The sequence below is a fragment of the Pseudomonas sp. AO-1 genome (assembly GCF_019775695.1).
GTDB lineage: Bacteria > Pseudomonadota > Gammaproteobacteria > Pseudomonadales > Pseudomonadaceae > Aquipseudomonas > Aquipseudomonas parakoreensis.
In genome coordinates, this window is record NZ_CP079947.1 from 2,883,893 (window position 1) to 2,905,972 (window position 22,080).

The 22,080-nt window shown below is 62.2% G+C and carries 18 protein-coding genes (1 of these 18 running past the window's edge); 14 read left to right on the plus strand and 4 right to left on the minus strand.

From position 1 onward, the window contains the following. From KVQ82_RS13265 to KVQ82_RS13290, 6 genes are all read left to right on the plus strand, one after another. On the plus strand, positions 1–5,883 hold the 3' portion of the coding sequence (locus tag KVQ82_RS13265; protein ID WP_222019103.1) for a non-ribosomal peptide synthase/polyketide synthase. 11,940 nt of this gene lie to the left of the window's left edge; the window shows 5,883 of its 17,823 coding nt (coding positions 11,941–17,823); its start codon lies off the left edge, out of view; the stop codon is at positions 5,881–5,883. 66 nt (positions 5,884–5,949) lie between these two features. Next, positions 5,950–7,098, plus strand: a complete 1,149-nt coding sequence (macA, locus tag KVQ82_RS13270) for a macrolide transporter subunit MacA (protein WP_222019104.1) — start codon at positions 5,950–5,952, stop codon at positions 7,096–7,098. A gap of 2 nt (positions 7,099–7,100) precedes the next feature. Beyond that, the gene (locus KVQ82_RS13275; RefSeq protein WP_222019105.1) at positions 7,101–9,059 is read left to right on the plus strand and encodes a MacB family efflux pump subunit; all 1,959 of its coding nucleotides are present in this window, start codon (positions 7,101–7,103) and stop codon (positions 9,057–9,059) included. 59 nt (positions 9,060–9,118) lie between these two features. Next, positions 9,119–9,370, plus strand: coding sequence for a hypothetical protein (locus tag KVQ82_RS13280; RefSeq protein WP_222019106.1), 252 nt, complete (start codon positions 9,119–9,121; stop codon positions 9,368–9,370). A gap of 359 nt (positions 9,371–9,729) precedes the next feature. Further along, positions 9,730–10,101 (plus strand): hypothetical protein, encoded by a 372-nt coding sequence (locus tag KVQ82_RS13285; protein WP_222019107.1) that lies wholly within the window; start codon positions 9,730–9,732, stop codon positions 10,099–10,101. 138 nt (positions 10,102–10,239) lie between these two features. Then, positions 10,240–10,599: a DUF6124 family protein gene (locus KVQ82_RS13290; protein WP_198758277.1), complete on the plus strand. Its 360-nt coding sequence runs from the start codon at positions 10,240–10,242 to the stop codon at positions 10,597–10,599. Positions 10,600–10,660: 61 nt separating this feature from the next. On the opposite strand, the gene KVQ82_RS13295 is transcribed toward KVQ82_RS13290, so the two are convergent. Both KVQ82_RS13295 and KVQ82_RS13300 read right to left on the minus strand, forming a co-directional pair. Then, positions 10,661–11,419 (minus strand): helix-turn-helix transcriptional regulator, encoded by a 759-nt coding sequence (locus KVQ82_RS13295; RefSeq protein WP_222019108.1) that lies wholly within the window; start codon positions 11,417–11,419, stop codon positions 10,661–10,663. Positions 11,420–11,567: 148 nt separating this feature from the next. Beyond that, positions 11,568–12,491 carry a universal stress protein gene (locus KVQ82_RS13300; protein ID WP_108182928.1) on the minus strand — a complete coding sequence of 308 codons (924 nt, stop codon included), beginning with the start codon at positions 12,489–12,491 and terminating at the stop codon, positions 11,568–11,570. Between the two features lie 311 nt (positions 12,492–12,802). Here KVQ82_RS13300 and KVQ82_RS13305 point away from each other — a divergent pair, with 311 nt between their 5' ends. From KVQ82_RS13305 to KVQ82_RS13320, 4 genes are all read left to right on the plus strand, one after another. Next, on the plus strand, positions 12,803–13,876 hold the full coding sequence (locus tag KVQ82_RS13305; RefSeq protein ID WP_222019109.1) for an NAD(P)-dependent alcohol dehydrogenase: 1,074 nt from the start codon (positions 12,803–12,805) through the stop codon (positions 13,874–13,876). A gap of 35 nt (positions 13,877–13,911) precedes the next feature. Next, positions 13,912–14,127: a hypothetical protein gene (locus KVQ82_RS13310; RefSeq protein WP_041074980.1), complete on the plus strand. Its 216-nt coding sequence runs from the start codon at positions 13,912–13,914 to the stop codon at positions 14,125–14,127. Positions 14,128–14,165: 38 nt separating this feature from the next. Continuing rightward, a complete protein-coding gene (locus KVQ82_RS13315) occupies positions 14,166–15,404 on the plus strand; it encodes a DUF4010 domain-containing protein (RefSeq protein ID WP_222019110.1) in 1,239 nt (412 codons plus the stop codon). Between the two features lie 116 nt (positions 15,405–15,520). Further along, a complete protein-coding gene (locus KVQ82_RS13320) occupies positions 15,521–16,444 on the plus strand; it encodes a universal stress protein (protein WP_222019111.1) in 924 nt (307 codons plus the stop codon). Positions 16,445–16,494: 50 nt separating this feature from the next. Here KVQ82_RS13320 and KVQ82_RS13325 read toward each other — a convergent pair whose 3' ends face one another. Beyond that, positions 16,495–17,058 carry a GNAT family N-acetyltransferase gene (locus tag KVQ82_RS13325; protein WP_041074987.1) on the minus strand — a complete coding sequence of 188 codons (564 nt, stop codon included), beginning with the start codon at positions 17,056–17,058 and terminating at the stop codon, positions 16,495–16,497. Between the two features lie 223 nt (positions 17,059–17,281). On the opposite strand from KVQ82_RS13325, the gene KVQ82_RS13330 reads away from it, so the two are divergent. Beyond that, the gene (locus tag KVQ82_RS13330; RefSeq protein WP_222019112.1) at positions 17,282–18,196 is read left to right on the plus strand and encodes a universal stress protein; all 915 of its coding nucleotides are present in this window, start codon (positions 17,282–17,284) and stop codon (positions 18,194–18,196) included. A 16-nt stretch (positions 18,197–18,212) separates the two neighbouring features. Here the strand turns inward: KVQ82_RS13330 and fnr are convergent, their stop codons facing one another. After that, the gene (gene fnr, locus KVQ82_RS13335) at positions 18,213–18,956 is read right to left on the minus strand and encodes a fumarate/nitrate reduction transcriptional regulator Fnr (protein WP_041074991.1); all 744 of its coding nucleotides are present in this window, start codon (positions 18,954–18,956) and stop codon (positions 18,213–18,215) included. 260 nt (positions 18,957–19,216) lie between these two features. On the opposite strand from fnr, the gene KVQ82_RS13340 reads away from it, so the two are divergent. From KVQ82_RS13340 to KVQ82_RS13350, 3 genes are all read left to right on the plus strand, one after another. After that, complete coding sequence (locus KVQ82_RS13340; protein WP_222019113.1) at positions 19,217–20,137, plus strand: universal stress protein; 921 nt, start codon at positions 19,217–19,219, stop codon at positions 20,135–20,137. A gap of 158 nt (positions 20,138–20,295) precedes the next feature. Then, positions 20,296–20,928 carry an isochorismate family cysteine hydrolase YcaC gene (ycaC, locus tag KVQ82_RS13345; protein WP_041074995.1) on the plus strand — a complete coding sequence of 211 codons (633 nt, stop codon included), beginning with the start codon at positions 20,296–20,298 and terminating at the stop codon, positions 20,926–20,928. Positions 20,929–21,129: 201 nt separating this feature from the next. Beyond that, positions 21,130–22,065: a Gfo/Idh/MocA family protein gene (locus tag KVQ82_RS13350; protein ID WP_222019114.1), complete on the plus strand. Its 936-nt coding sequence runs from the start codon at positions 21,130–21,132 to the stop codon at positions 22,063–22,065. Positions 22,066–22,080: the final 15 nt, after the last annotated feature.

Here is a 22,080-nt window from a genome sequence, read left to right on the forward strand (position 1 = left end):
CCGCAGGCGCTCAAAGGCCTGCGCATTCTGTTGTGTGGTGGTGAGCGTGGCGATCCGGCGGCGTTCCGTCGACTGCTGGCCGAGGCGCCAGAGTTGCGCATCGTGCATTGCTACGGTCCGACCGAAACCACCACGTACGCCACCACCTTCGAAGTTCGCGAAGTGGCGGAAAACGCCGAGAGCGTGCCGATTGGCGCGCCGATCTCCAACACTCAGGTGTACGTGCTCGACGCGCATCAGCAACCGGTGCCGATGGGCGTGACCGGCGAGTTGTACATCGGCGGGCAGGGCGTGGCGCTGGGTTACCTGAACCGCGCCGATCTGACCGCCGAGAAGTTTCTGCGTGATCCGTTCAGCGAGCAACCGGGCGCGTTGCTGTATCGCACCGGCGACCTCGCACGCTGGCTGGCCCCGGGGCAGCTCGATTGCATCGGGCGCAATGACGATCAAGTGAAGATCCGTGGTTTCCGTATCGAGCTTGGGGAAATCGAAAACCGCCTGCTCAACTGCCAAGGGATCAAGGAGGCCGTGGTGCTGGCGCGCCGCGATGGTCAGGACATCACGCGTCTGGTGGCGTACTACACCGCGCACGCCGGGCGCCTGGACAGCGCCGATCTGCACGCGCACTTGCTGGCACGACTGCCGGAATACATGGTGCCGAGCGCGTGGGTGCAATTGGATGTGCTGCCGTTGAACAACAACGGCAAGGTCGACCGCAAGGCGCTGCCGGCGCCGACGCAGGCAGCGCTGCTCAGCCGGGTGTATGTCGCGCCGATCTCGGCGCTGGAACACCATTTGGCGCGGATCTGGGCTGGCTTGCTGCAGCTCGAACAGGTCGGTCGTCACGACAGCTTCTTCGAACTGGGCGGGCATTCGTTGCTGGCGATGCGCATGCTGTCGCAGGTGCGCCAGCAGTTGGGCGTCGAACTGACACTCGCCGAGCTGTTCGCCAATCCCGAACTGGCCGCTGTCGCCGAGGTGCTGAGCCGGGCGGGGCGCAGCACCTTGCCGGAGATTTTGCCGGCACCGCGTGATCAGCGATTGCCGCTGTCCTTCGCCCAGCAACGCCTGTGGTTCCTGGCGCAGATGGACGGTGGCCACAGCGCCTACAACATCCCGGTCGGTCTGCGCCTGCGCGGTCGACTGGATGAAGACGCGCTGCAACGGGCACTGGCACGCATCGTCGCGCGTCATGAAACCCTGCGCAGCCGCTTCAGCCAGATCGACGATCAGCCACAGGTGCTGATCCTGCCGGCCGAGAGCGGTCTGTTGCTGCCGGTAGAAGACCTGCGCCAGCACCCACAGGCTGACAACGCCTTGCGTGGCCTGATTGAGGAGCAGGCCTGCGCCTCGTTCAATCTGCAGCACGATGCGCTGCTGCGCGGACGTCTGGTGCGTCTGGCCGACGACCATCATGTGCTGTTGCTGACGCTGCACCACATCATCGCCGATGGCTGGTCGATGGGCGTGCTGACCCGCGAGTTGGCCGCGTTGTATCAAGCGTTCAGCCGTGGCGAAGACGATCCGCTGCCGCCGCTGGTGCTGCAATACACCGACTACGCGGTGTGGCAACGGCGCTGGCTCAGTGGCGAGGTGCTGCAGCGTCAGAGTGATTACTGGCAGCAGACGCTGGCCGGCGCGCCGGCCTTGCTGACCCTGCCCACTGACCGTCCGCGTCCGCCACAGCAGGACTACTCCGGCAGCCGCGTCGACATACTGCTCGATCATCACTTGAGCGCCGGTTTGAAAGCCTTGTGTCAGCGTCGCGCGGTGACGCCGTACATGGTGATCATGAGCGCCTGGGCGATGTTGCTCAGTCGTTTGTCCGGGCAGGACGACGTGGTGATCGGCTCGCCGGTGGCCAACCGCACCCGCGCGGAGATCGAAGGCCTGATCGGCATGTTCGTCAACACCCTGGCGCTGCGCATCGATACCTCGGGCGAGCCGAGCGGCGAGGCGCTGCTGGCGCGGGTGAAGGCGCAAACCCTGGACGCTCAGGCGCATCAGGATCTGCCGTTCGAGCAAGTGGTGGACATCAGCAAGCCTGTCCGCAGCCTATCGCACAGCGCGTTGTTCCAGACCATGCTCAGTTGGGACAACAACGACGGCCCGAGCCTGACCCTCGGCGACCTGACCCTGGAAGGGGTGGCCGGCGACAGCCACTTTGTGAAATTCGACCTGTCACTGAGCCTCGGCGATTCGCCCGACGGCATTCGCGGTTCGTTGCGCTACGCCACGGCGTTGTTCGATGAGGCGACGGTGCAGCGTTTCGTCGGCTACTTCCAGCGCCTGCTGGCGGCGCTGGTCAGCAATGAGCAAGCGGTGCTTGCGCGGGTGCCGTTACTGGCCCCGGAGGAAAGTCAGCGCTTGCTGGTCGATTTCAATGCCAGCGCCGTTGATTGTCCGCTGGAGCAGCCGTTGCATGTCCTGTTCGAAGCCCAGGTGCGGCGCAAACCGGACGCCGTCGCGCTGCAATCGGAGCAGGGAAACCTGACCTATCGCGAGCTCAATCAGCGCGCCAATCGTCTGGCCCATCACCTGCGCGCCCACGGTGTGCAGCCGGATACGCGGGTGGCGATCTGCGTCGAGCGCGGGCTGGATCTGGTGGTCGGTCTGCTCGGCATCCTCAAGGCTGGCGGCGCTTATGTGCCGCTGGACCCGGGTTACCCGGCGGAGCGTCTGGCGTATATGCTCAAGGACAGCGCGCCGGTGGCGGTGCTGGTGCAAACGGCGACTCGCGGATTGTTCGACGAAGCAGCGGCGGCGTTGATCGATCTGGATCACGGCAGTTGGCAACTGTTGCCGGATCACGATTCGCCAGTGCCGGGTCTCAGTGCTTCGAATCTTGCGTACATGATCTACACCTCGGGTTCTACCGGGTTGCCGAAAGGCGTGATGATCGAGCATCGCAGCGCCTGCAACATGGTGCATTGGGGTTCGGTCATTTCCCCGCCAACCGAGCACGGTGCGCTCCTGCAAAAGGCGCCGTTCAGCTTCGACAGTTCGGTGTGGGAGATCTTCTGGCCGCTGTGTTCCGGCATCCGCCTGGTATTGGCGCGGCCGGATGGCAACCGTGATTCGGCGTATGTGGCGCAGACCATTCGCGAGCAGCAGGTCACCGTAGTCAAATTCGTTCCTGCGCTGTTGCAGCAGTTCATCGAACAGGACGATGTCGAGCAATGCACCAGCCTGACCGATGTGCTCAACGGTGGTGGTGAACTCAGTGCGGCGTTGGCGCGGCAGGTGCGCGATCGCCTGCCGTGGGTGCGTTTGCATAACGTCTACGGTCCGACTGAAACCACGGTGGACAGCACCGGCTGGACGCTGGAGCCGGACATGCCGGTGCCGGACAACGTGGTGCCGATCGGCACCGCACTGAGCAATACCCGGTTGTACGTTCTCGATGCCTACGGTCAACCCGTGCCACAAGGCGTCAGTGGCGAGTTGCACATCGGCGGCGTTGGCGTGGCGCGCGGTTATCACCGACTGCCGGAGATGCAGGCTGAGCGCTTCATCGACAGCCCGTTTGTGCCGGGGGATCGGCTGTATCGCACGGGAGATCTGGCGCGCTACAACAATCACGGCGAGCTGGAGTTTCTCGGCCGCAACGACTTCCAGATCAAGCTGCGTGGCTTGCGTCTGGAGCCTGGAGAAATCGAGGCACGGTTGATCGAACATCCAGCGATTCGCCAAGCGGTGGTGATGGTGCGCGATGAGCGTCTGGTGGCTTGGTACACCGTGCGCGCCGGCATCGACGCCCCGTCACTGGAAACCCTGCGCGCGCATGTGCTGGAACGTTTGCCCGAGTACATGGTGCCGGGCGCGTTCGTGCGACTCGACGCCTTGCCACTGACACCGAACGACAAGATCGACCGCAAGGCCCTGCCGGAACCGGGGGCCGATGCCGTCATCAACCGGCCTTACGTGGCGCCCGAGGGTGAAGTCGAAACCACGCTGGCGCAGATCTGGGGCGAGGTGCTCGGCGTCGAACAGGTGGGCCGTCACGACAACTTCTTCGAGTTGGGCGGGCATTCGTTGCTGGCGGTGAAACTGGTCAATCTGCTGCAACGGGCCGGGCTGCCACTGTCGCTGGCCGAGCTGTTCCAGCACCCGAGCATCGAGTCTGCCGCTGCGCTGCTCAGTCAGGACGAGGCACTCAGTCAGCCCGACGGGCTGGTCGTGGTTCGTGCCGGGGCGCACGGTACGCCGCTGTTCCTGCTGCATGAATTCAGCGGTCGCGACGTGTATTTCCCGACGCTGGCCCAGCACATCGGTGGCGAGTTCCCGATTTACGGCCTGCCCGGCGTGCCGCTGGGGCAAGCGCCATTGCGCACGCTGGAGTGCATGGCGCAGCGCATGGTCGGAATCATCCGTTCGGTGCAGCCACATGGGCCGTATCGTCTGGCGGGCTGGTCGTTCGGTGGGGTGCTGGCGCATGAGGTCGCGCAGCAATTGCTTGGCCTCGATGAACCGGTGGAGTTTATCGGCATGCTCGACAGCTACGCACCGAACCCGCTGGCTCAGGACAAGGCCATGTGGAGCGGCGAGGGCCTGGACAAGCGCCAGTTACTCGGCCATTGCCGTGGCCGTTCGCTGATGCTCGGTGCTGAAAGCGAGGCAGCGCTGGCGGCGGTGCAAACGCTGGAAGCGCACGTCGAACAACTGGACTTCCCCGAGCTGTTCCAGCGCTGTCAGGCGCAACAACTGACCGACCCGGAACTGGCCACGGTCAGCGCGGCGGACGCCTGGCATTACTTTGATCGCGAAGCGGCGCATCGTCTGGCGCTGGCGCATTACCGGGTCAGCCCGGCGAGCCAGACGATTCATCTGTTCCGTGCACAGGAACTGATGGACGGCCAGTCGATGCCGAGCCCGACGCGCGGATGGGAGGAGCGTTTCAACATTGGCTTGCTGCGTTGCATCGACATCCCCGGCGATCACCGGACCATGATGAAGCACCCGCACATTCAGGCACTCGGCCAGGCCATTACCCAGGCGCTGGAAACCCTGGTGACGCCGGAGCCGACGCTGTATCAACCGCTGCTGACGATTCAGACCGGGCAGCCGGGGCATGCGCCGATTTTCTGTGTGCCGGGGGCGGGTGACAGCGTCACCGGGTTCATTCACCTGACCGAGGCGATCGGCCCGGAGTGGCCGATCATCGGCTTGCAACCGCGCGGGCTGGACGGCGTCAGTGTGCCGCACAGCGCAGTGGAAGCGGCTGCGGCGTTCTACCTGCGGTCCATCGAGCAGATCCACCCGCAAGGGCCGCTGCACCTGATCGGCCATTCGTTCGGCGGCTGGGTCGCGCATGCCATGGCCGCGCAGTTGCAGGCCGCCGGGCGTGAAGTGGCGTCACTGACCTTGATCGACAGCGAGGCGCCGGGTGGTGACGGCACGGCGGGCAAGCCGTACACGGCCACTGCCGCGCTGCAACGGCTGATCGACACCCTGCAATTGTCCTGTGGCAAATCGCTGGGCATCGATCCGGCGACCTTCGCCAACGCCGATGACACCACGCAACTGCGCCTGCTGCACGCCGGCATGGTGCGCGCCGGGGTGTTGTCGGATCGCGCGGCACCGGACGCGATGCATGGCCCGGTCCGCACGTTCGCCAGCGCCTTGCGCACGGTCTATCAGCCGCGTCTGGCCTACAGCGGGCCGGTGCGGCTGGTGCTGGTCGATGACCCGACGCTGGACGAGTGGGGCAATCAGCGCGAACAGGCGGCGATGCTCGAAGGCTGGCAGCGGCAGGTCAGTGATCTGGCGGTGTGGTACGGGCCGGGCAACCACTTCACGATTCTCAAGGCGCCCAACGTCTTCAGTTTCGCCGCGTGGTGGCATGACGGCCTGGCGCTGGCGGTCGGCGAAGCGCTGTCCTGAGTGTGGTTTTTCTATCAAGACCCGGCCGCTGGCCGGGTCCATCCCTGAACGGACTTGTGGTTATTTATGGAAAAGTCGAAGTTGCGCAAAGTCGGTATGGGGTTGGCGTTGGCGGCGGTGGCCGGGTTGGTGCTGTACACGGTGCAGGCCCCGGCCGAAGCGCCGAAATACCAGACGGCGCCGGTCGAACGCACGGACATCGAAAACACCGTGCTCGCCACCGGTTTGCTGGAAGGCGTCAAGCAAGTGGATGTCGGCGCCCAGGTGTCGGGGCAGTTGAAGTCGCTCAAGGTCAAGGTTGGCGACAAGGTGAAGAAGGGCCAGTGGTTGGCGGAAATCGATCCGCTGGTGCTGCAGAACACCCTGCGTCAGGCGCAGGTCGATGAGGAAAACCTGCAGGCGCAAAAGCGCGCCACGCAAGCCCAGCTCAAGCAGACCAAAGCGATTTACCAGCGCTATCAGAACTTGCAGGAAGACGCGTCGATCTCGCGTCAGGACTTCGAAACCGCGCAATCGGACTACGAGGTGCAGCAGGCCAATCTGCTGTCGCTGGACGCGCAGATCAAGAGTGCGCACATCCAGATCGACACCGCCAAGGTCAACCTCGCGTATACGCGGATCGTCGCGCCGATCGATGGCGACGTGGTCGGCATCGTCACCCAGGAAGGCCAGACCGTGATCGCTAACCAGTTGGCGCCGATCCTGCTGAAACTGGCGGATCTGGACACCATGACCATCAAGGCGCAGGTCTCGGAAGCGGACGTGATCCATATCGCGCCGGGACAGCAGGTGTACTTCACCATCCTCGGTGAGGACAAACGCTACTACGGCAAGCTGCGCGGCACTGAGCCGGCACCGCAGAACTTCCTCGAAACACCGCCGGCCGGTACGCCGAAACTAAACACCGCGGTGTTCTACAACGCGCTGTTCGAGGTGCCCAACCCCGATCATCGCTTGCGCATTTCGATGACCGCGCAAGTGCGCATCGTCCTCGATACCGCGCAATCGGTGCTGACCGTGCCGGTGGCCGCGCTCGGCCCACGCAATGCCGATGGCAGCTTTCCGGTGCGGGTGCTGGACGCCAAGGGCCAGGCGCAGTCGCGCAACGTGCAGACCGGGATCAACAACAACGTCAAAGTGCAGATCAATCAGGGCCTGAATGAAGGCGAGCGGGTAGTGATCGGTGATCCGCTGCCCGCCGTGGCGGGGGCTTGAGCATGACGCAGCCGTTACTGCAACTGACCGGCATCACCCGCAGTTTCACTGCCGGCGACCGCGAGTTTATCGCGCTGAAGGACATCAACCTGACGATCAATGCCGGAGAAATGGTGGCGATCATCGGCGCCTCCGGGTCCGGCAAATCAACCCTGATGAACATCCTCGGCTGCCTCGATTACGCCACCGCCGGCAGCTACAGGATCAACGGCCAGGAGACCCGCGACCTCGACGATCAGGCGCTGGCCGAACTGCGCCGCGATTACTTCGGCTTCATCTTCCAGCGTTATCACTTGCTGCCGCACCTGAGCGCGATGCACAACGTCGAGATGCCGGCCATCTACGCTGGCATTCCGGCGCCGCAACGCCACGCCCGCGCCCGTGAGTTGCTGGCGCGGCTGGGCCTCGACGGGCACCTGACGCATCGCCCGAGCCAGCTCTCCGGCGGTCAGCAGCAACGGGTGAGTATCGCCCGGGCCTTGATGAATGGCGGTGAAGTGATCCTTGCCGACGAACCCACCGGCGCCCTCGACACCGCCAGCGGCAAGGAAGTGATGCGCATCCTGCTGGAGCTGCACGCAGCCGGGCACACGGTGATTCTGGTGACCCACGACCCGAAAGTCGCGGCCAACGCCGAGCGCATCATCGAAGTCAGCGACGGTGAAATCCTCAGCGACCGCCGCAACCAGCGCGACACCGGGCAACTGTCGGACGAAGAGCAGGTGCCGGCCAAACCACCGGCGACCCGCCGTTTGGTCGCCAGCCTCGGGCTGTTCAAGGAAGCCTTCAACATGGCCTGGGTGGCGCTGATTTCGCACCGTATGCGCACCTTGCTGACTATGCTTGGGATCGTCATCGGAATCACCTCGGTGGTGTCGATTTCGGCGATCGGTGAGGGTGCGAAAAACTACGTGCTCAAGGACATTTCGGCGATTGGCAGCAACACCATCGATATCTATTCCGGCAGCAGTTTCGGCGACAAGCGCGCCGCGTCAATCGAGACACTGGTGCCGGCCGACGTTACCGCGCTGAATCAGCTGTATTACGTCGACAGCGCCACCCCGGTGGTCGGCCGCAGCATGCTCCTGCGTTACCGCAACATCGACCTCGACGCGCAGATCAACGGCGTCAGCGACCAGTACTTTCAGGTGCGCGGGATCAAACTGGAGGCGGGCATTACCTTCAGCGAAAGCGATGCGCGGCGCCAGGCGCAGGTGGTGGTGATCGACTACAACACCCGGCATCGGTTGTTCGGTGAGGGCGTCGATCCGCTGGGTCAGGTGATCCTGATCGGCAACCTGCCATGCACGGTGATCGGCGTGGCGGCCGAGAACAAAAACCTGTTTGCCTCTGGCAAGACCCTCAACGTCTGGGTGCCCTACGAAACCGCCGCCGGCCGGATCCTGGGCCAACGCTTTCTCGACAGCATCAGCGTACGGATCAAGGACGGCCAGTCGAGCAAAGTCGTGGAGAATCACGTCACTCAACTGATGCTGCAACGCCACGGCATCAAGGATTTCTACACCAATAACCTCGACAGCGTGATGCAGACCGTACAGAAAACCAGCCGCTCGCTGGCCTTGCTGCTGTCGCTGATCGCGGTGATTTCGCTGGTGGTCGGCGGCATTGGGGTGATGAACATCATGCTGGTGTCGGTCACCGAGCGTACCCGCGAGATAGGCATTCGCATGGCGGTCGGCGCACGGCAGTCGGACATTCGTCAGCAGTTTCTGGTGGAGGCGGTGATGGTCTGCCTGCTCGGCGGGGCCATCGGCATTTCCCTGTCGTACGCCATCGGCCACCTGTTTTCGCTGTTCATCAAGGAATGGGAGATGGTGTTCTCCATGGCCTCGGTGTTGACGGCGGTGATCTGCTCGACGCTGATCGGCATCGTCTTCGGTTTCGTTCCTGCGCGTAATGCTTCGCGCCTGGACCCGATCGAAGCGTTGGCAAGGGACTGATTGCCGGAGCTGATTGGCCGGGCTCGTGCCTGATGCGCACAAATCGAAAGGGACGGGCCATGACTCCGTCCCTGTTTTTCGCCCTCAATCCAACTGTGGGAGCTGGCTTGCCAGCGATGACGGCCTACCAGCCGACCAACCTCCCATTGAATGCACTCGGTCAAATGGTGGGAGCTGGCTTGCCAGCGATGACGGCCTACAAGCCGACCAACCTCCCACTGAATGCACTCATTCCAACTGTGGGAGCGAGCTTGCTCGCGAAAGCGGCTTGCCAGACAACATCAAAACAACAGAGCAAACCCCGCACATAAACGTAACCCCGCAACCACGTTTAAAATACACGAACCGTTACGCCATACCGGCTACAACACCTTGCGCCGTTACCTACGCGTACGCCAGAATCCGCCGGCTTACAGGGCTATGGGGCGGGCTATATCGTTTCCCTGTCACTGAAAATCAGTGATCGGGTTTGGTAGCCCGTCTGTAATAGCTGTATGGCAACACCTATGCAGTCCCTTTGCGGGGCTCGGTTTTATGGTGGTCATGCGTGGGGCTCACTCGTGAGCGCCGGGTTCCTATTGCAGCCGGTCTACCAACCCGCGTATGGCCACCACCCCTCGTTTGGTAGCGAGAGTGATGGCTCCTGAATAACTGCAATAGGAGTACATCCATGTTCAAAGCCACACCCAACCCCCCAGACACCTCAATCCCGTACGACCCAGCCCTCGACCCGCAGAAGATAAAAGCGGCCACCGACCGCGCCATCAACTTCTACCTCAACCCCGGCGCCCTGAAGATCTCGATCCCTTCAACACCCTCAAGCAAACCCAACAGAATCTTCCTCATCGACCCCACCGTGGACGAGGAAACCTTGCTCGTCGAAGCCTGCGAATCGTTAGCCGCCGCCAGCGGTATGGCCCGCAATATTGGCGACGTCGTCGACCACCCACAGCGCCGGGCCATGCTGATGCTGCATCAGGTGATCATGCTCAGTGAACTGATGGTCAACCGAGTACTGGACGGCAGCCGCGTGCCGAACTAACTGCCCGGTCCTCTGTAGGAGCTGCCGCAGGCTGCGATCTTTTGATCTTGTTTTTAAAAGCAACATCAAAAGATCGCAGCCTTCGGCAGCTCCTACATTGAGAAATTCTTTCAAGTGCCTCGATCGGAGTGCCAGCTGATGTCCGAAACCTCATCCAATCCGCCGATTACAGACCCGGTATCGCCGTACGAATCCCTCAACTCCAGAAAACTCCACGAAGCCGCCGAACGCGCCCTCGATCACTACCTCGCGCCCGCGCACATCATGGCGACGCCGTACAGCCCCAGCAGCATGTTCCTGGTCAACCCGCAAACCGACACCGAATCCCTGCTGGCAAACGCCTGCGAATCCCTGGCCTCGGCCACGGTGATGCTCGGTGATTTCGCCGGCACGCTGGAAGGGCCGAGCCGCAATACCGCGCTGGGCATTGCGCAGGTGGTGATGCTGGGGGAGTTGGCAGTGAATCAGGCGCTGGATAGAGTCGTGCCGAAGGATTAAGCCTCCAATGTAAAAAACCGCCACCCGGGGAGGGCGGCGGTTTTTTTCTTCAGTGGCGGACTCAGGCCGCGCTGGTGGCGGTGGACGTGTCCTCCGGCGAGTACATCCAGCGCATCAACGAATGCCGGCCGCTGATCCCCAGTTTGATCGCGGCGCGCTTGAGATAGCTTTCCACCGTGTTGACCTTCAACTGCAATTGCTCGGCCAGCTCCGGCGCGGTACGCCCGGCGAGCAGGCCAATGCACACTTCGGTTTCGCGATTGGACAGGCTCAGGCCCAGTTGCTGTAAACGTTCGTTGAAGCGCAGTCGCAGGTTGTCCAGGCCCGGTTGCGCGCCGTCGGTGCCGGGCGACGGCTCTTCAGTGCCGGTCTGCAAGGGTTGCAGGGCGTGAATGTGTTTTTCCAGCATCGGCAACAGCACCGGAGAGATGTCCTGCAACAAACTCTGCTCCTGGGCCGAGAACCGTTGCGACTGGTCGTTGCGATACACCGAAATCACGTAGCGGTAGCCGTCCTTGCGTCGGGTCAGGTGCAATTGTGAGGCGTCGGCGCTGGCGGAGGCGGGCGCGTCTATTGGCGCACTCGAGCGTGCGGCAATGTGTTCGCAGAATACCGTTTCAGCCTGCTGGGCCGGGTCTTTGCCGGTTTCCGGCGGATTGCGATGGGCGGGGCGGCCGACCGGCTCAACGCGCATTTGCCGAATGTGCGTGGCGTCCACCGCCAGTTGCGTCTGGATCAGGTCATGCAGCATTCGCGGAAAGTGCCGGCTACCGGTGCTCGCAATGACTTTGCCGATATGGGGAAACAGGTGTGAGTTCATAAACATCATCCATGAGTTGCAGGTGAAACAGTCCCATTCCTGACCTGCGTCGAGCATGTTCCCTGGTCGACGCAATGTCAGGATGTGGATCCTATCCTAGTACAACGTTTGAAAGACGGTTTAATGAAGGCGTTATCAGCTTATAACTTCACTCGATTTTTTCCGGCGCCACCACCCACACGCTGCACGGCATCTTGTACAGCAGGTGTTCGACGGTGCTGCCGATCAGACGGCCCACACCCCGGTGGGCGATGCGGCCCATGACGATCATGTCAATGTCATAAGCATCGGCATAGCTGGCCAGTACCTTGGCCGGGTCGCCCAGGATCATGTGCTGGTTTTCCGCCGGAATATCGTTGCGTTCGGCCAGCTCACGGAACGCTTCGCCCTGGGCATCGAACAGCGCCTTGGCGGCACTGGAGGAAAAGAATGCGGAGGCGTGATCGAAACCGAATTCGGCGGCGCTGAGCGAGGTCAGGTCATGGGCGTAAATCACGTCGAGCTGCGCGTTACACAGCGTCGCCAGTTTATCGGCCTCGTACAGGATCCGGTCGTTCAGACCTTGGTACTGACCATCGCGATGGAACGGGTCGACCGCTGCGACAATCCGCCGTGGCAGGGCGTGTTGCACATGGCTGACGAAATGCAGCGGCACCGGGCATTCGCGCAGCAAGTGCACATCCAGCGGGGTGAACATCAGGCGCGACAGCAGTGATTCGTGCTCCAGTGCCTTGATCAGCGCCGCCATCGGTTGTTCGCGCAGGTGAATGAGGATTTCCTGCAGCGGCCTTTCGACCCAGACCACCTCGGTGGTGACGTGCACCCCGAGTTTGCGCAGTGGCCGGGCCTGGTCCTCAAGCCATTGATGATGGCGTTCGATGTAGCCCAGGCGCATCTGTTCCAGCGCTTGTTCGTTGACCAGTCCGGCGGTCGCCAGGCCTTCCAGATAATCGAAGGCAACGATGTGCAACGCTGCGTCGGAGGCCTTGGCCAGCGCGGCGGCGCGCTCGAAAGCCGGGCTGTTTTTCATCAGGGGCGAAACCACCAGCATGAAACGCGATTGCTCAGACATGACAAATCTCCCGTGGTTGATCGCACACACGACGCGAAAGGGCGGCGTTGTGTTCGGGCCGTGAGCCTTGAGTCCATCGTGGCCCGGGCGTGGCGGGGGGGATTGATATTTGTCAACGGGGCGATTCACCCACACCGTCCATCGGACGTGCGGTAGGGGGAGGCTGTCCGAGGTCCCGGGTGGGAGCGGACGTGCTCGGCGAAAGCGGTGGGCTGATCCGCAGTTTGTTTGACCATTATCAACGTTGGTGCTGTGACGACGGCGCAGTCTTGAGGACATCTCAAGCTGCGACTCGCTCAGAGGATTTGATCATGGCCATGATGAAAGCGGCGATCTTCGTCGAAAAGAACCGCATCGTGCTTGAAGACAAGCCGATTCCGCAAGTTGGGCCACTGGATGCGCTGGTGCGCGTCACCACCACGACTATTTGCGGCACCGACGTGCATATCCTGCGCGGCGAATACCCGGTGGCCAAAGGGCTGACCATCGGTCATGAGCCGGTGGGCGTCATCGAGCGACTGGGTTCGCAGGTGCGCGGTTTCGTCGAAGGTCAACGGGTGATCGCCGGGGCTATCACGCCCAGCGGCCAAAGTTACGCCTGCCTGTGCGGTTGCGGCTCGCAGGACGGCCCGGACACCCGCCACGGCTTCAAGGCGATTGGCGGCTGGAAGTTCGGCAACACCATTGACGGCTGCCAGGCCGAATACGTGCTGGTGCCGGACGCCCTGGCCAATCTGTGCCCGATCCCCGACGGCTTGAGCGACGAACAGGTGCTGATGTGCCCGGACATCATGTCCACCGGTTTTTCCGGGGCGGAACGCGGGCAGATCAACATCGGCGACAGCGTCGCGGTCTTTGCCCTCGGGCCGATCGGCCTGTGTGCGGTAGCGGGGGCGCGCCTCAAGGGCGCCACCACGATCATCGGCGTCGATGCCGTGCCCGAACGCATGAGCGTCGCCCGCCGACTGGGCGCGACCCATGTGGTCAACTTCAAGGACGGCGACGTGGTCGAGCAGATCATGGAGTTGACCGATGGCCGTGGCGTCGACGTGTCCATCGAAGCGCTGGGCACCCAAGGTACGTTCGAAGCGGCCTTGCGGGTGCTGCGTCCCGGTGGACGCTTGTCGAGCCTGGGAGTGTACTCCAGCGACCTGCACATTCCGCTCAATGCCTTTGCCGCCGGGCTGGGTGATTACAGCATCGTTTCGACCCTGTGCCCCGGTGGCAAGGAACGCATGCGCCGCTTGATGGCGGTGGTGCAAAGCGGCGCGGTGGACCTGTCGCCGCTGGTGACCCATCGCTTCAAACTCGATGACATCGAGGCGGCGTATGAGCTGTTTGCGCATCAGCGCGACGGGGTCATGAAGGTGGCGATTACCCCTTGAACAAGGGCCTTTTCCGATTCGACGGAGGCTTTTCGATGAACATTGATATCAGTGCAACGGCGGCGCCGCATGGCTGGGTGGTGTCGCTGGATGATTGTCGCGTGTACTTCAATCAGTTGCAGGAGGCGCAGGCTTTTGTCAGCCGGCTCCAGACCCGTATCGACGCGCCGCATCCCTGGCCACACGCTACTGAGCGTCAAATATTTACTCCATCCGCGCCGGTCAGAACCGTGAAGGCTGTGGCGGGCTGAATTCGATCCGCGCAGGGATAAGGCAGGGCAAACCGACGATGAATGAATCCCTGGGCATGACGGGGGCGGCGGCTGCCTTGGGCATCGGCATGCTCATCGGTCTTGAGCGCGAACGGCACAAGGGCACGGGTGAGCGTCGAGGCAGCGCAGGTTTGCGCACCTTCGCGATCAGCGCGTTGCTGGGCTACGCCGCGATGGTGGTCGGGGCGGCGTTGTTGGTGGGGATTGTCGCAATCGGTTTGACCTTGCTGATCACCGTCGCCTATTGGCGCGGGCGCGATGACGACCCCGGCGTGACCAGCGAAGTGGCGCTGATCATCGTGCTCATATTGGGCGCGTTGTGCACACGCTCACCCGAACTGGCGGTGGCGATTGGCGTGGTGGTGGCGGGTTTGCTGACGTATCGGGAAAAGCTGCATGACTTCGCGATCACGCAGTTGAGCGAAACCGAAATGCGCGATGGCCTGGTCTTGCTGATAACCGCGCTGGTGGTGTTGCCGTTGACACCGGATCGCTACATCGGGCCGTACGCCGCGCTCAATCTGCGCACCATTTGCACCTTGACGGTGTTGCTGATGCTGGTGGGCGCCGGCGGGCACATTGCCGTTCGTACGCTGGGCATTCGTTACGGCTACGTTCTCAGCGCCATCGCCTCCGGCTTCGCTTCCAGCACCGTGACCATTGCGACGATGGGCCATCGGCTCGCCCGGGAGCCGGCGAATCTGCGGATCCTCGGCGCGGCGGCGCTGCTGTCCAATCTGGCGACCATGGTTCAGACCGGGCTGATTCTCGCCACCGTCGATCCAGCCTTGTTGCGCAACATGTGGCTGCCGTTAGTCTGCGGCAGCGTGGCGGCGCTGAACTACAGCGCTTGTCTGATGTTGCCCCGACCCGCCAGAGGAACTGAAGAGACGCTGCCGGCAGGCGGTGCATTCAATTTGAAACTGGCCTTGATCGTTGCGTTGACCATGACCGCGATCACCCTGGTGTCATCGGCCATGCTCAGTCAATTCGGCCAGGTGGGCGTGATGCTCACCGCCACCTTCAGCGGGTTCGCCGATGCGCACGCGTCAACCGCCTCGATCGCCGGGTTGGCCAAGGCTGGCCTGTTACCGGTGGAGGCGATTGTCGCTCCGGCGCTGATCGCGATCAGCAGCAACTCGTTGAGCAAATGCGTGGTGGCCTGGGTCAGCGGCGGCAGGCGTTTCGCGGCGATTGTCATCCCCGGGCAGGTGCTGCTGACACTGGCGATGTGGGCCGGCACCTTATGGCACTGAAACGCGGCGGCGCGGGTTTGAGGCAGAGCTGATCAAGATCAACTCGTCGGCAGCAGGAGCGGGCAATCTGGAGATCTGTTCACTTGATTCCGTTGGCCGCCGTGCCGAGGTGCCCCATGTCGCAGACCCAACGCTTGTTGTTGATTGCTCCCCCTACCATGAGCCACACCCCGGCGTTCGAGCGTGCCGCCGCGTTGGCGGTCGCCATGCAGTTGCCGTTGCACATCGTCGCCTTCGATTACCTGCAGGCGCTGGCGGTGGCGGGCCTGTTCGCTCCTGAGCAAATCCGTCTGGCCCGGGACGGTTATTTGCGCACGCATCGTCAGTGGCTGGCCGAGCAGGGCAGACTGCTCGAACGCCATGGCATCCAGGTCACCAGTGAGGTGGTCTGGGTGCAACATCCTTACGAAGAAGTCCTGCAGTTCGTCAACGAAATGCCGTTGGCGCTGATCATCAAGGATGCGCAGCAGGAGTCGGCGTTGAAGCGGGTGTTTTATACCCCGCTGGATTGGCAACTGCTGCGCGATTGCCCGGTGCCGGTGCATCTGGTCACCGATGACGTGCATCCAACGCCACGCAGTGTACTGGCGATCATGGACGTACTGCGCAGTGAAGATCAGGACCTGCTGTTCAACGATCAGATTGTCGACGCTGCGGTGCGCCTGGCCGAGCAGTGTGATGCCAGGCTTGAGTTGCTGCATGTCTACGACTGGGCGGCGGTGTATGCCACGGACATGGGCTACGGCGCCTTGCCGCTGGCCACCGGCATCTATGAGTCACTGGGCAGTGCGCAACATGAGGCATTTGCCGCCCTGGCCGAACGCCACGGTGTGCCTCCGACCTGCCGACATTTTGTCGAGGGTCCACCGGTGCCGAGCATTTGCGAGTTTGCCGCCGAACATCACATTGAGGTGATCGTGTTGGGCACGGTGCAGCACCACGGTTTGAACAAGTTGTTGGGCACCACCGCCGAACAGATCCTGCATCGTGCGCCGTGCAGTGTGCTGGCGATCAAACCGGGACATACCTTGCAATCGTGAAGAATCGCCCGGTGCCGAGTCGTTTTGCAGACTTGGCACCGGGCGATTTTTTACAGGTGAAGACGGTGTATGACCTGACGGCTGTCTTCAGGATCGTGGTGGGTTTCGAACTTCAGCGCCCGGGCCAGTTCGCGCATCGGTTCGTTGCTGGCAACGTCGACCGAATACATCTGGCGGAAGCCGTTCTGGCGTGCAGCCTTGATCAGATGCTCCATCAACAGTGTCCCCAGGCCCAGGTGTTGCCATTCATCGGCAACGGTGACGGCACATTCGCATTCATGCTCGCCGGTGGCGGCATACCGGCTGATGCCGATTTCGATCAGTTGGCCGTTTTCATGCACCAGCGCGATAAACGCCGTGCGTTGCCGGTTATCGGTGTCCATCAGTTGGTCGAGCATTGCCGGGCCGGGCTCGCTGATCTGCGCCAGAAAACGCATGTGCCGGGACTCGGGCGACAGGCGCTTGATGAAGGCGTATTCACGCTCGCGATCCTTTTCCGCCAACGGACGGATCAACACATGACGCCCATCCTTGACGGCCTCGATCCAGTGTTGCCCGGAGACTGCGGCGTAGGCCGCCACGGCTCGATCGTTGTGGTCTTTGACTGTAAGCATGGGTAATCCTCCATCCGGTTTGAAAGGCTGACACGGGTTGAGCAACGGTTGTTTTTGATGGTTTTACGCCGTCGCCGAGGCCAGCATCTGATCTGGATCAGACACACGTAAACGCGTCACTCAATGGCTGTTGGTTGATGTAAATCAACGTCGGGCAGTGGGCCGCGAGCGCAGGCTGGAACCTTGCCGGTCGTGCAACGCCGGTGCCGAGCGGAGGTGTGTGATGGGGCAATATCAACGTTTGCTGCTGGTCGCCGACCAGACCCTGCATCAGTCACCCGCCATGCTGCGCGCCATGGCGCTGGCCAAGGCGAGCGGGGCGGCGCTGGACGTACGGGCCTTTGTCGAACCGGTGCCGGTTGCGCATCTGTGGGAAGAAAGAATCGACGAAGTCGACGCTCAGCGCTATTTGCGGCGCTACCGCCGCTGGATCGCCGATGAGGTCGAACGACTCAACGGCCATGGCCTGAAGGTCACCGTCGACGTGGTGTTCACCACGCACCCGTTGCTGGAGATTCTCAGGACCGTGCAGGCACTCAAGCCCGATCTGCTGATCAAGGATGTGGCACTGGAGCCAGTGCTGAAACGGGTGTTCATCACGCCACTCGATTGTCACTTGCTGCGTGAATGCCCGGTGCCGGTGCACCTGGTCAATCAGATTCGCTACGCATTACCGCATCGAGTGGTCGCGGCGGTGGATCCGTTCGATCCGGCCACGCAGATCAACGGTTTGAACGACACCATCATCCAGACGGCCAACGCCCTGGCCTTGCAATGTGACGCGCCGTTGCACTTGTTGTACGCCTATGACTTGTCGGCGGCATTCAACGGTGACGCACCGCTGGTGACCGGTGGCTGGAACGGCAATTTTGTCGAAGAACTGCGTGAATCGCTGCATCAGGCTTTTGTGACGCTGGCCGATCGTCATGGCGTACCCGCGGAACGTCGGCATTTCGCCATGGGCTTGCCGGTGCCGGTGATCAGCGAGTTTGTCGAGCAGTACCTGGCTGACGTGGTGGTGATGGGTACGGTGCATCGGGTCGGGGTTGACCGGTTGATCGGCAGCAACACCGAGCGGGCACTGTACTCGGTGCCGGGCAGCATTCTGGCGGTCAGGCAACGGGGCCCCAGCGATTGACCGGCCGGGGCCGGCCTCAGCGTGGCGAGCGGTGGCAGCCGGCAACCAATTGCTTGAGGCCGTCCATGTTCTGGATCCGCACGTCGCGGCCGCTGATTTCCACCAGTCCCTGATCCCGCAGGTGAGCGATGCCCCGGCAGATGGTTTCCAGACGCAGCCCGAGAAAAGAGCCGATTTCCTCGCGGCGCATTTTCAGCACGAAATCCTTTGCCGAGTAACCGCGCAGGCTCAAGCGTTGTGACAGATTGAGCAGAAACGCCGCCAGCCGCTCATCCGAGTTCATGTTGCCCATGAGCATCAACATGCTGTGGTCGCGCACGATTTCACGGCTCAGCAACCGATTGAGGTTGTGCTGCAGCGACGGCAGGTTCTGCGCCAGTTTTTCCAGCTGCGCAAAGTGGATCGGGCAGACCTCGCTGTCCTCCAGGGCAAAGGCATTGCAGGCATGCTCGTCGGCGCTGATGGCGTCCAGCCCGAGCATCTCGCCGGGGATGTGAAAACCGGTGACCTGCTCACGGCCGTCCACCGACAGCATGCTGGTCTTGAACGAGCCGATTCGCACGGCATACAACGAGCGCAGCGGATCGCCCGTGCGGTACAGCGCAGCACCCTTTTTGACCTTGACCCGTTGCACGATCAGCGTGTCCAGGCGCTCGACTTCTGCACCGCTCATGCCGATCGGCAGACACAACTCCAGCACACTGCAGTTGGAGCACGCGGTTTTGAGGTGGTGCACAGGCAGAGCAAGTTTTTCGGACATGGGAGAGTTCACGCGGTTGGGGGTGGGTTAAGCATAGGTGCCCCGCATACGGACACCGATTTCATTTAACAACCGCCTGCGCCAGCTGACGAACGGACGAAAGCGCACTGCGGGGGAACGCAGCTGCGCCATTGCTTGATAAAAATCAGAACCCTCGCAAGGTACCGTCGGATACTGGCCGGGCAAGTGGTCACTACTCGATCGACAGGGATGTCAGGCTGGCCCTCAGGCCAGTACCGCACTGCCAGGATGAGGTTCGTATGCTCAGATTCAAGCGAATGCTGTTGATCGCGCCTGCCGAAATGGTTCGCACCCCGGCCTTCGATCGCGCGATGGCTCTGGCGCAGGCAACCGGCGCGGCGCTGCACATCGTGGCGTTCGATTATGTGCAGGCGCTGGCGGTGGCCGGTCTGTTTGATCACGATGCGATGGCCCAGGCACGCGAGGGTTATTTGCAGGTGCACCGGCACTGGCTGGAGCAACAGGCCCGGTTCCACACCGGGAGCGGCGTGCAGGTCAGCAGCGAAGTGGTCTGGGCCAGGGCCACGCCGGCGCATCTGCTGGAGTACATCAATGACTATCGGGCCGATCTGGTGATCAAGGATACCCATCATGTCCCGGCGCTGAATCGGGCATTCCATCGACCGCTGGACTGGCTGGTGCTGCGCGACTGTCCGGCCCCGGTGCATCTGGTTACCGAAGCCCGTCATCCTCTGCCGCTGAAAATGCTCGCCGCCGTCGATCTGTCGCATCTGGAGGCTCTGACCCAAGGCCTCAACGACCGCATCCTCGATCTGGCCGCCACGCTGGCAAGCGCTTGCGGCGCCGAGTTGCACCTGCTCAATGTCAGCAACTGGTCGGTGCTGGGCGATGCGGCGATGAGCGTGCCGACGCTGAGTCTGGATCACAGCCTGTGCGAGGCGATCAACGACACCCAGCAAGAGGCGTTTGATGCGCTGGCCGAGCGTTACGCAATCGCAGCACGACGCCGACACCAGATGAGCGGGATCCCGCACAAAGTGATCGAACAGTTCGCTCGCCAGAACGCGTTTGACCTGCTGGTGCTCGGTACGACCTACCAGCAGGGCCTCGACGGCTTCATCGGCGCGACGGTCGAGAGTGTCTTCAACCGGGCGCCGTGCAGTTTGATGATCGCCAAACCCCTCCCCGAGGTGAATTGAAACGGAAGCATGCGAGGCCGATCCTGGTCACAGGATTGTCCGTTATGAGTTGACAGTGAAACGCTTTTCAACCGATTTATCGGTTTCGGTGGTGTCAGTAATCTGTGCCCATGTTCAACGCAACGCCAACCACCACAACCAAGAAAAGGGAATCAAACATGAGCACTGCAACCTACAACCGCCTGAACAAAGACGACGCCGTAGTCCTGCTGGTCGACCACCAGACCGGTCTGATTTCTCTGGTTCAGGATTTCTCGCCAAACGAATTCAAGAACAACGTGCTGGCGCTGGCCGACCTGGCGAAATTCTTCAACCTGCCGACCATCCTCACCACCAGTTTCGAACAAGGCCCCAACGGCCCGCTGGTTCCGGAGCTGAAAGAAATGTTCCCGGACGCGCCGTACATCGCCCGCCCAGGCCAGATCAACGCCTGGGACAACGAAGACTTCGTCAAGGCGATCAAGGCCACCGGCCGCAAGCAGATCATCATTGCCGGTGTCGTGACCGACGTCTGCGTCGCATTCCCGACCCTGTCGGCACTGGCCGAAGGCTTCGACGTATTCGTCGTCACCGACGCCTCCGGCACGTTCAACACCACCGTCCAGCAAGCCGCCTGGAACCGCATGACCCAGGCCGGCGCACAAATGATGAACTGGTTCTCGGTCGCCTGTGAGCTGCACCGCGACTGGCGCAACGACATCGAAGGACTGGGCAATCTGCTGTCGCAGCGGATTCCGAACTACCGGAACCTGATGAACAGTTACTCGGCGTTGACCGCGCAGCAAAAGTGACTGCAGCGTTGTGAATGTGAAAGCCTGCCCTGAAAAGCAGGCTTTCTCTGTTTGCGCCGCTGCATCAGCGTTACTACCCGGCGCGATGAACCGAGCGCTGACATCTGCGGTTTTTTGATCAGACTCAGCTGGGTATTCCCAGATGTTTACGGCTAATCTGCGCACTCGCTGACGACAACAAGACAACAACAGGAGTCACTGATGCAACCGATCCGTCTCGGTCTGGTGGGCTACGGCAAGATTGCCCAGGATCAACATGTTCCGGCGATCAACGCCAATCCCGGATTTCGTCTGGTGGCGGTCGCCACGCAAGGTAAACCCTGTGCCGGGGTGGAGAACTTTCACTCGTTGAGCGAGTTGCTGGAGAACGGCCCCGAGGTGGATGCGATTGCGTTTTGTACGCCGCCGCAAGGTCGGTTCGCACTGGTGCAGCAGGCGCTGGCCGCCGGCAAACATGTGTTGGTGGAAAAACCGCCGTGCGCCACGCTGGGCGAGGCGCTGGCCCTGGTCAGTCAGGCGCAGCAACAGGGTGTCAGTGCGTTGTTCGCCTGGCATTCGCGCTACGCCCCCGGTATTGAAGCTGCCCGTGACTGGCTCGCCAGTCGCACCTTGCAAAGCGTGCAGATCGACTGGAAGGAGGACGTGCGCAAATGGCATCCCGGTCAGACGTGGATCTGGCAACCCGGTGGTCTGGGCGTTTTCGATCCGGGCATCAACGCCCTGTCGATTGTCACCCGTTTGCTGGCGCAGCCACTGTTTGTCGAGTCCGCTGAACTGCGGGTACCGGACAACTGCCAGTCGCCGATTGCCGCGTCGATCAAGATGTCCGATGCGCACAGGCTCGACGTGCAGGCGGAGTTCGATTTCGACCACGGTCACGACGAACTCTGGAGCATCGAGATTCGCTGCGCCGAAGGTGTGCTGCGCCTGGACAACGGCGGGGCGCTGCTGAGCATCGACGGCGTGCGCCAAGTGGTGTCGGAAGAGGGCGAGTACACCGCGGTGTATCGACACTTCCGGCAACTGATTGGCGATCGGGCCAGCGACGTCGATCTGCAGCCACTGCGGCTGGTGGCGGACAGTTTCTTTGTCGGCAGCCGCGTGGCAGTCGAGCCTTTTTATGACCCGGCACGCTGATCGGTTGAAGCGGGA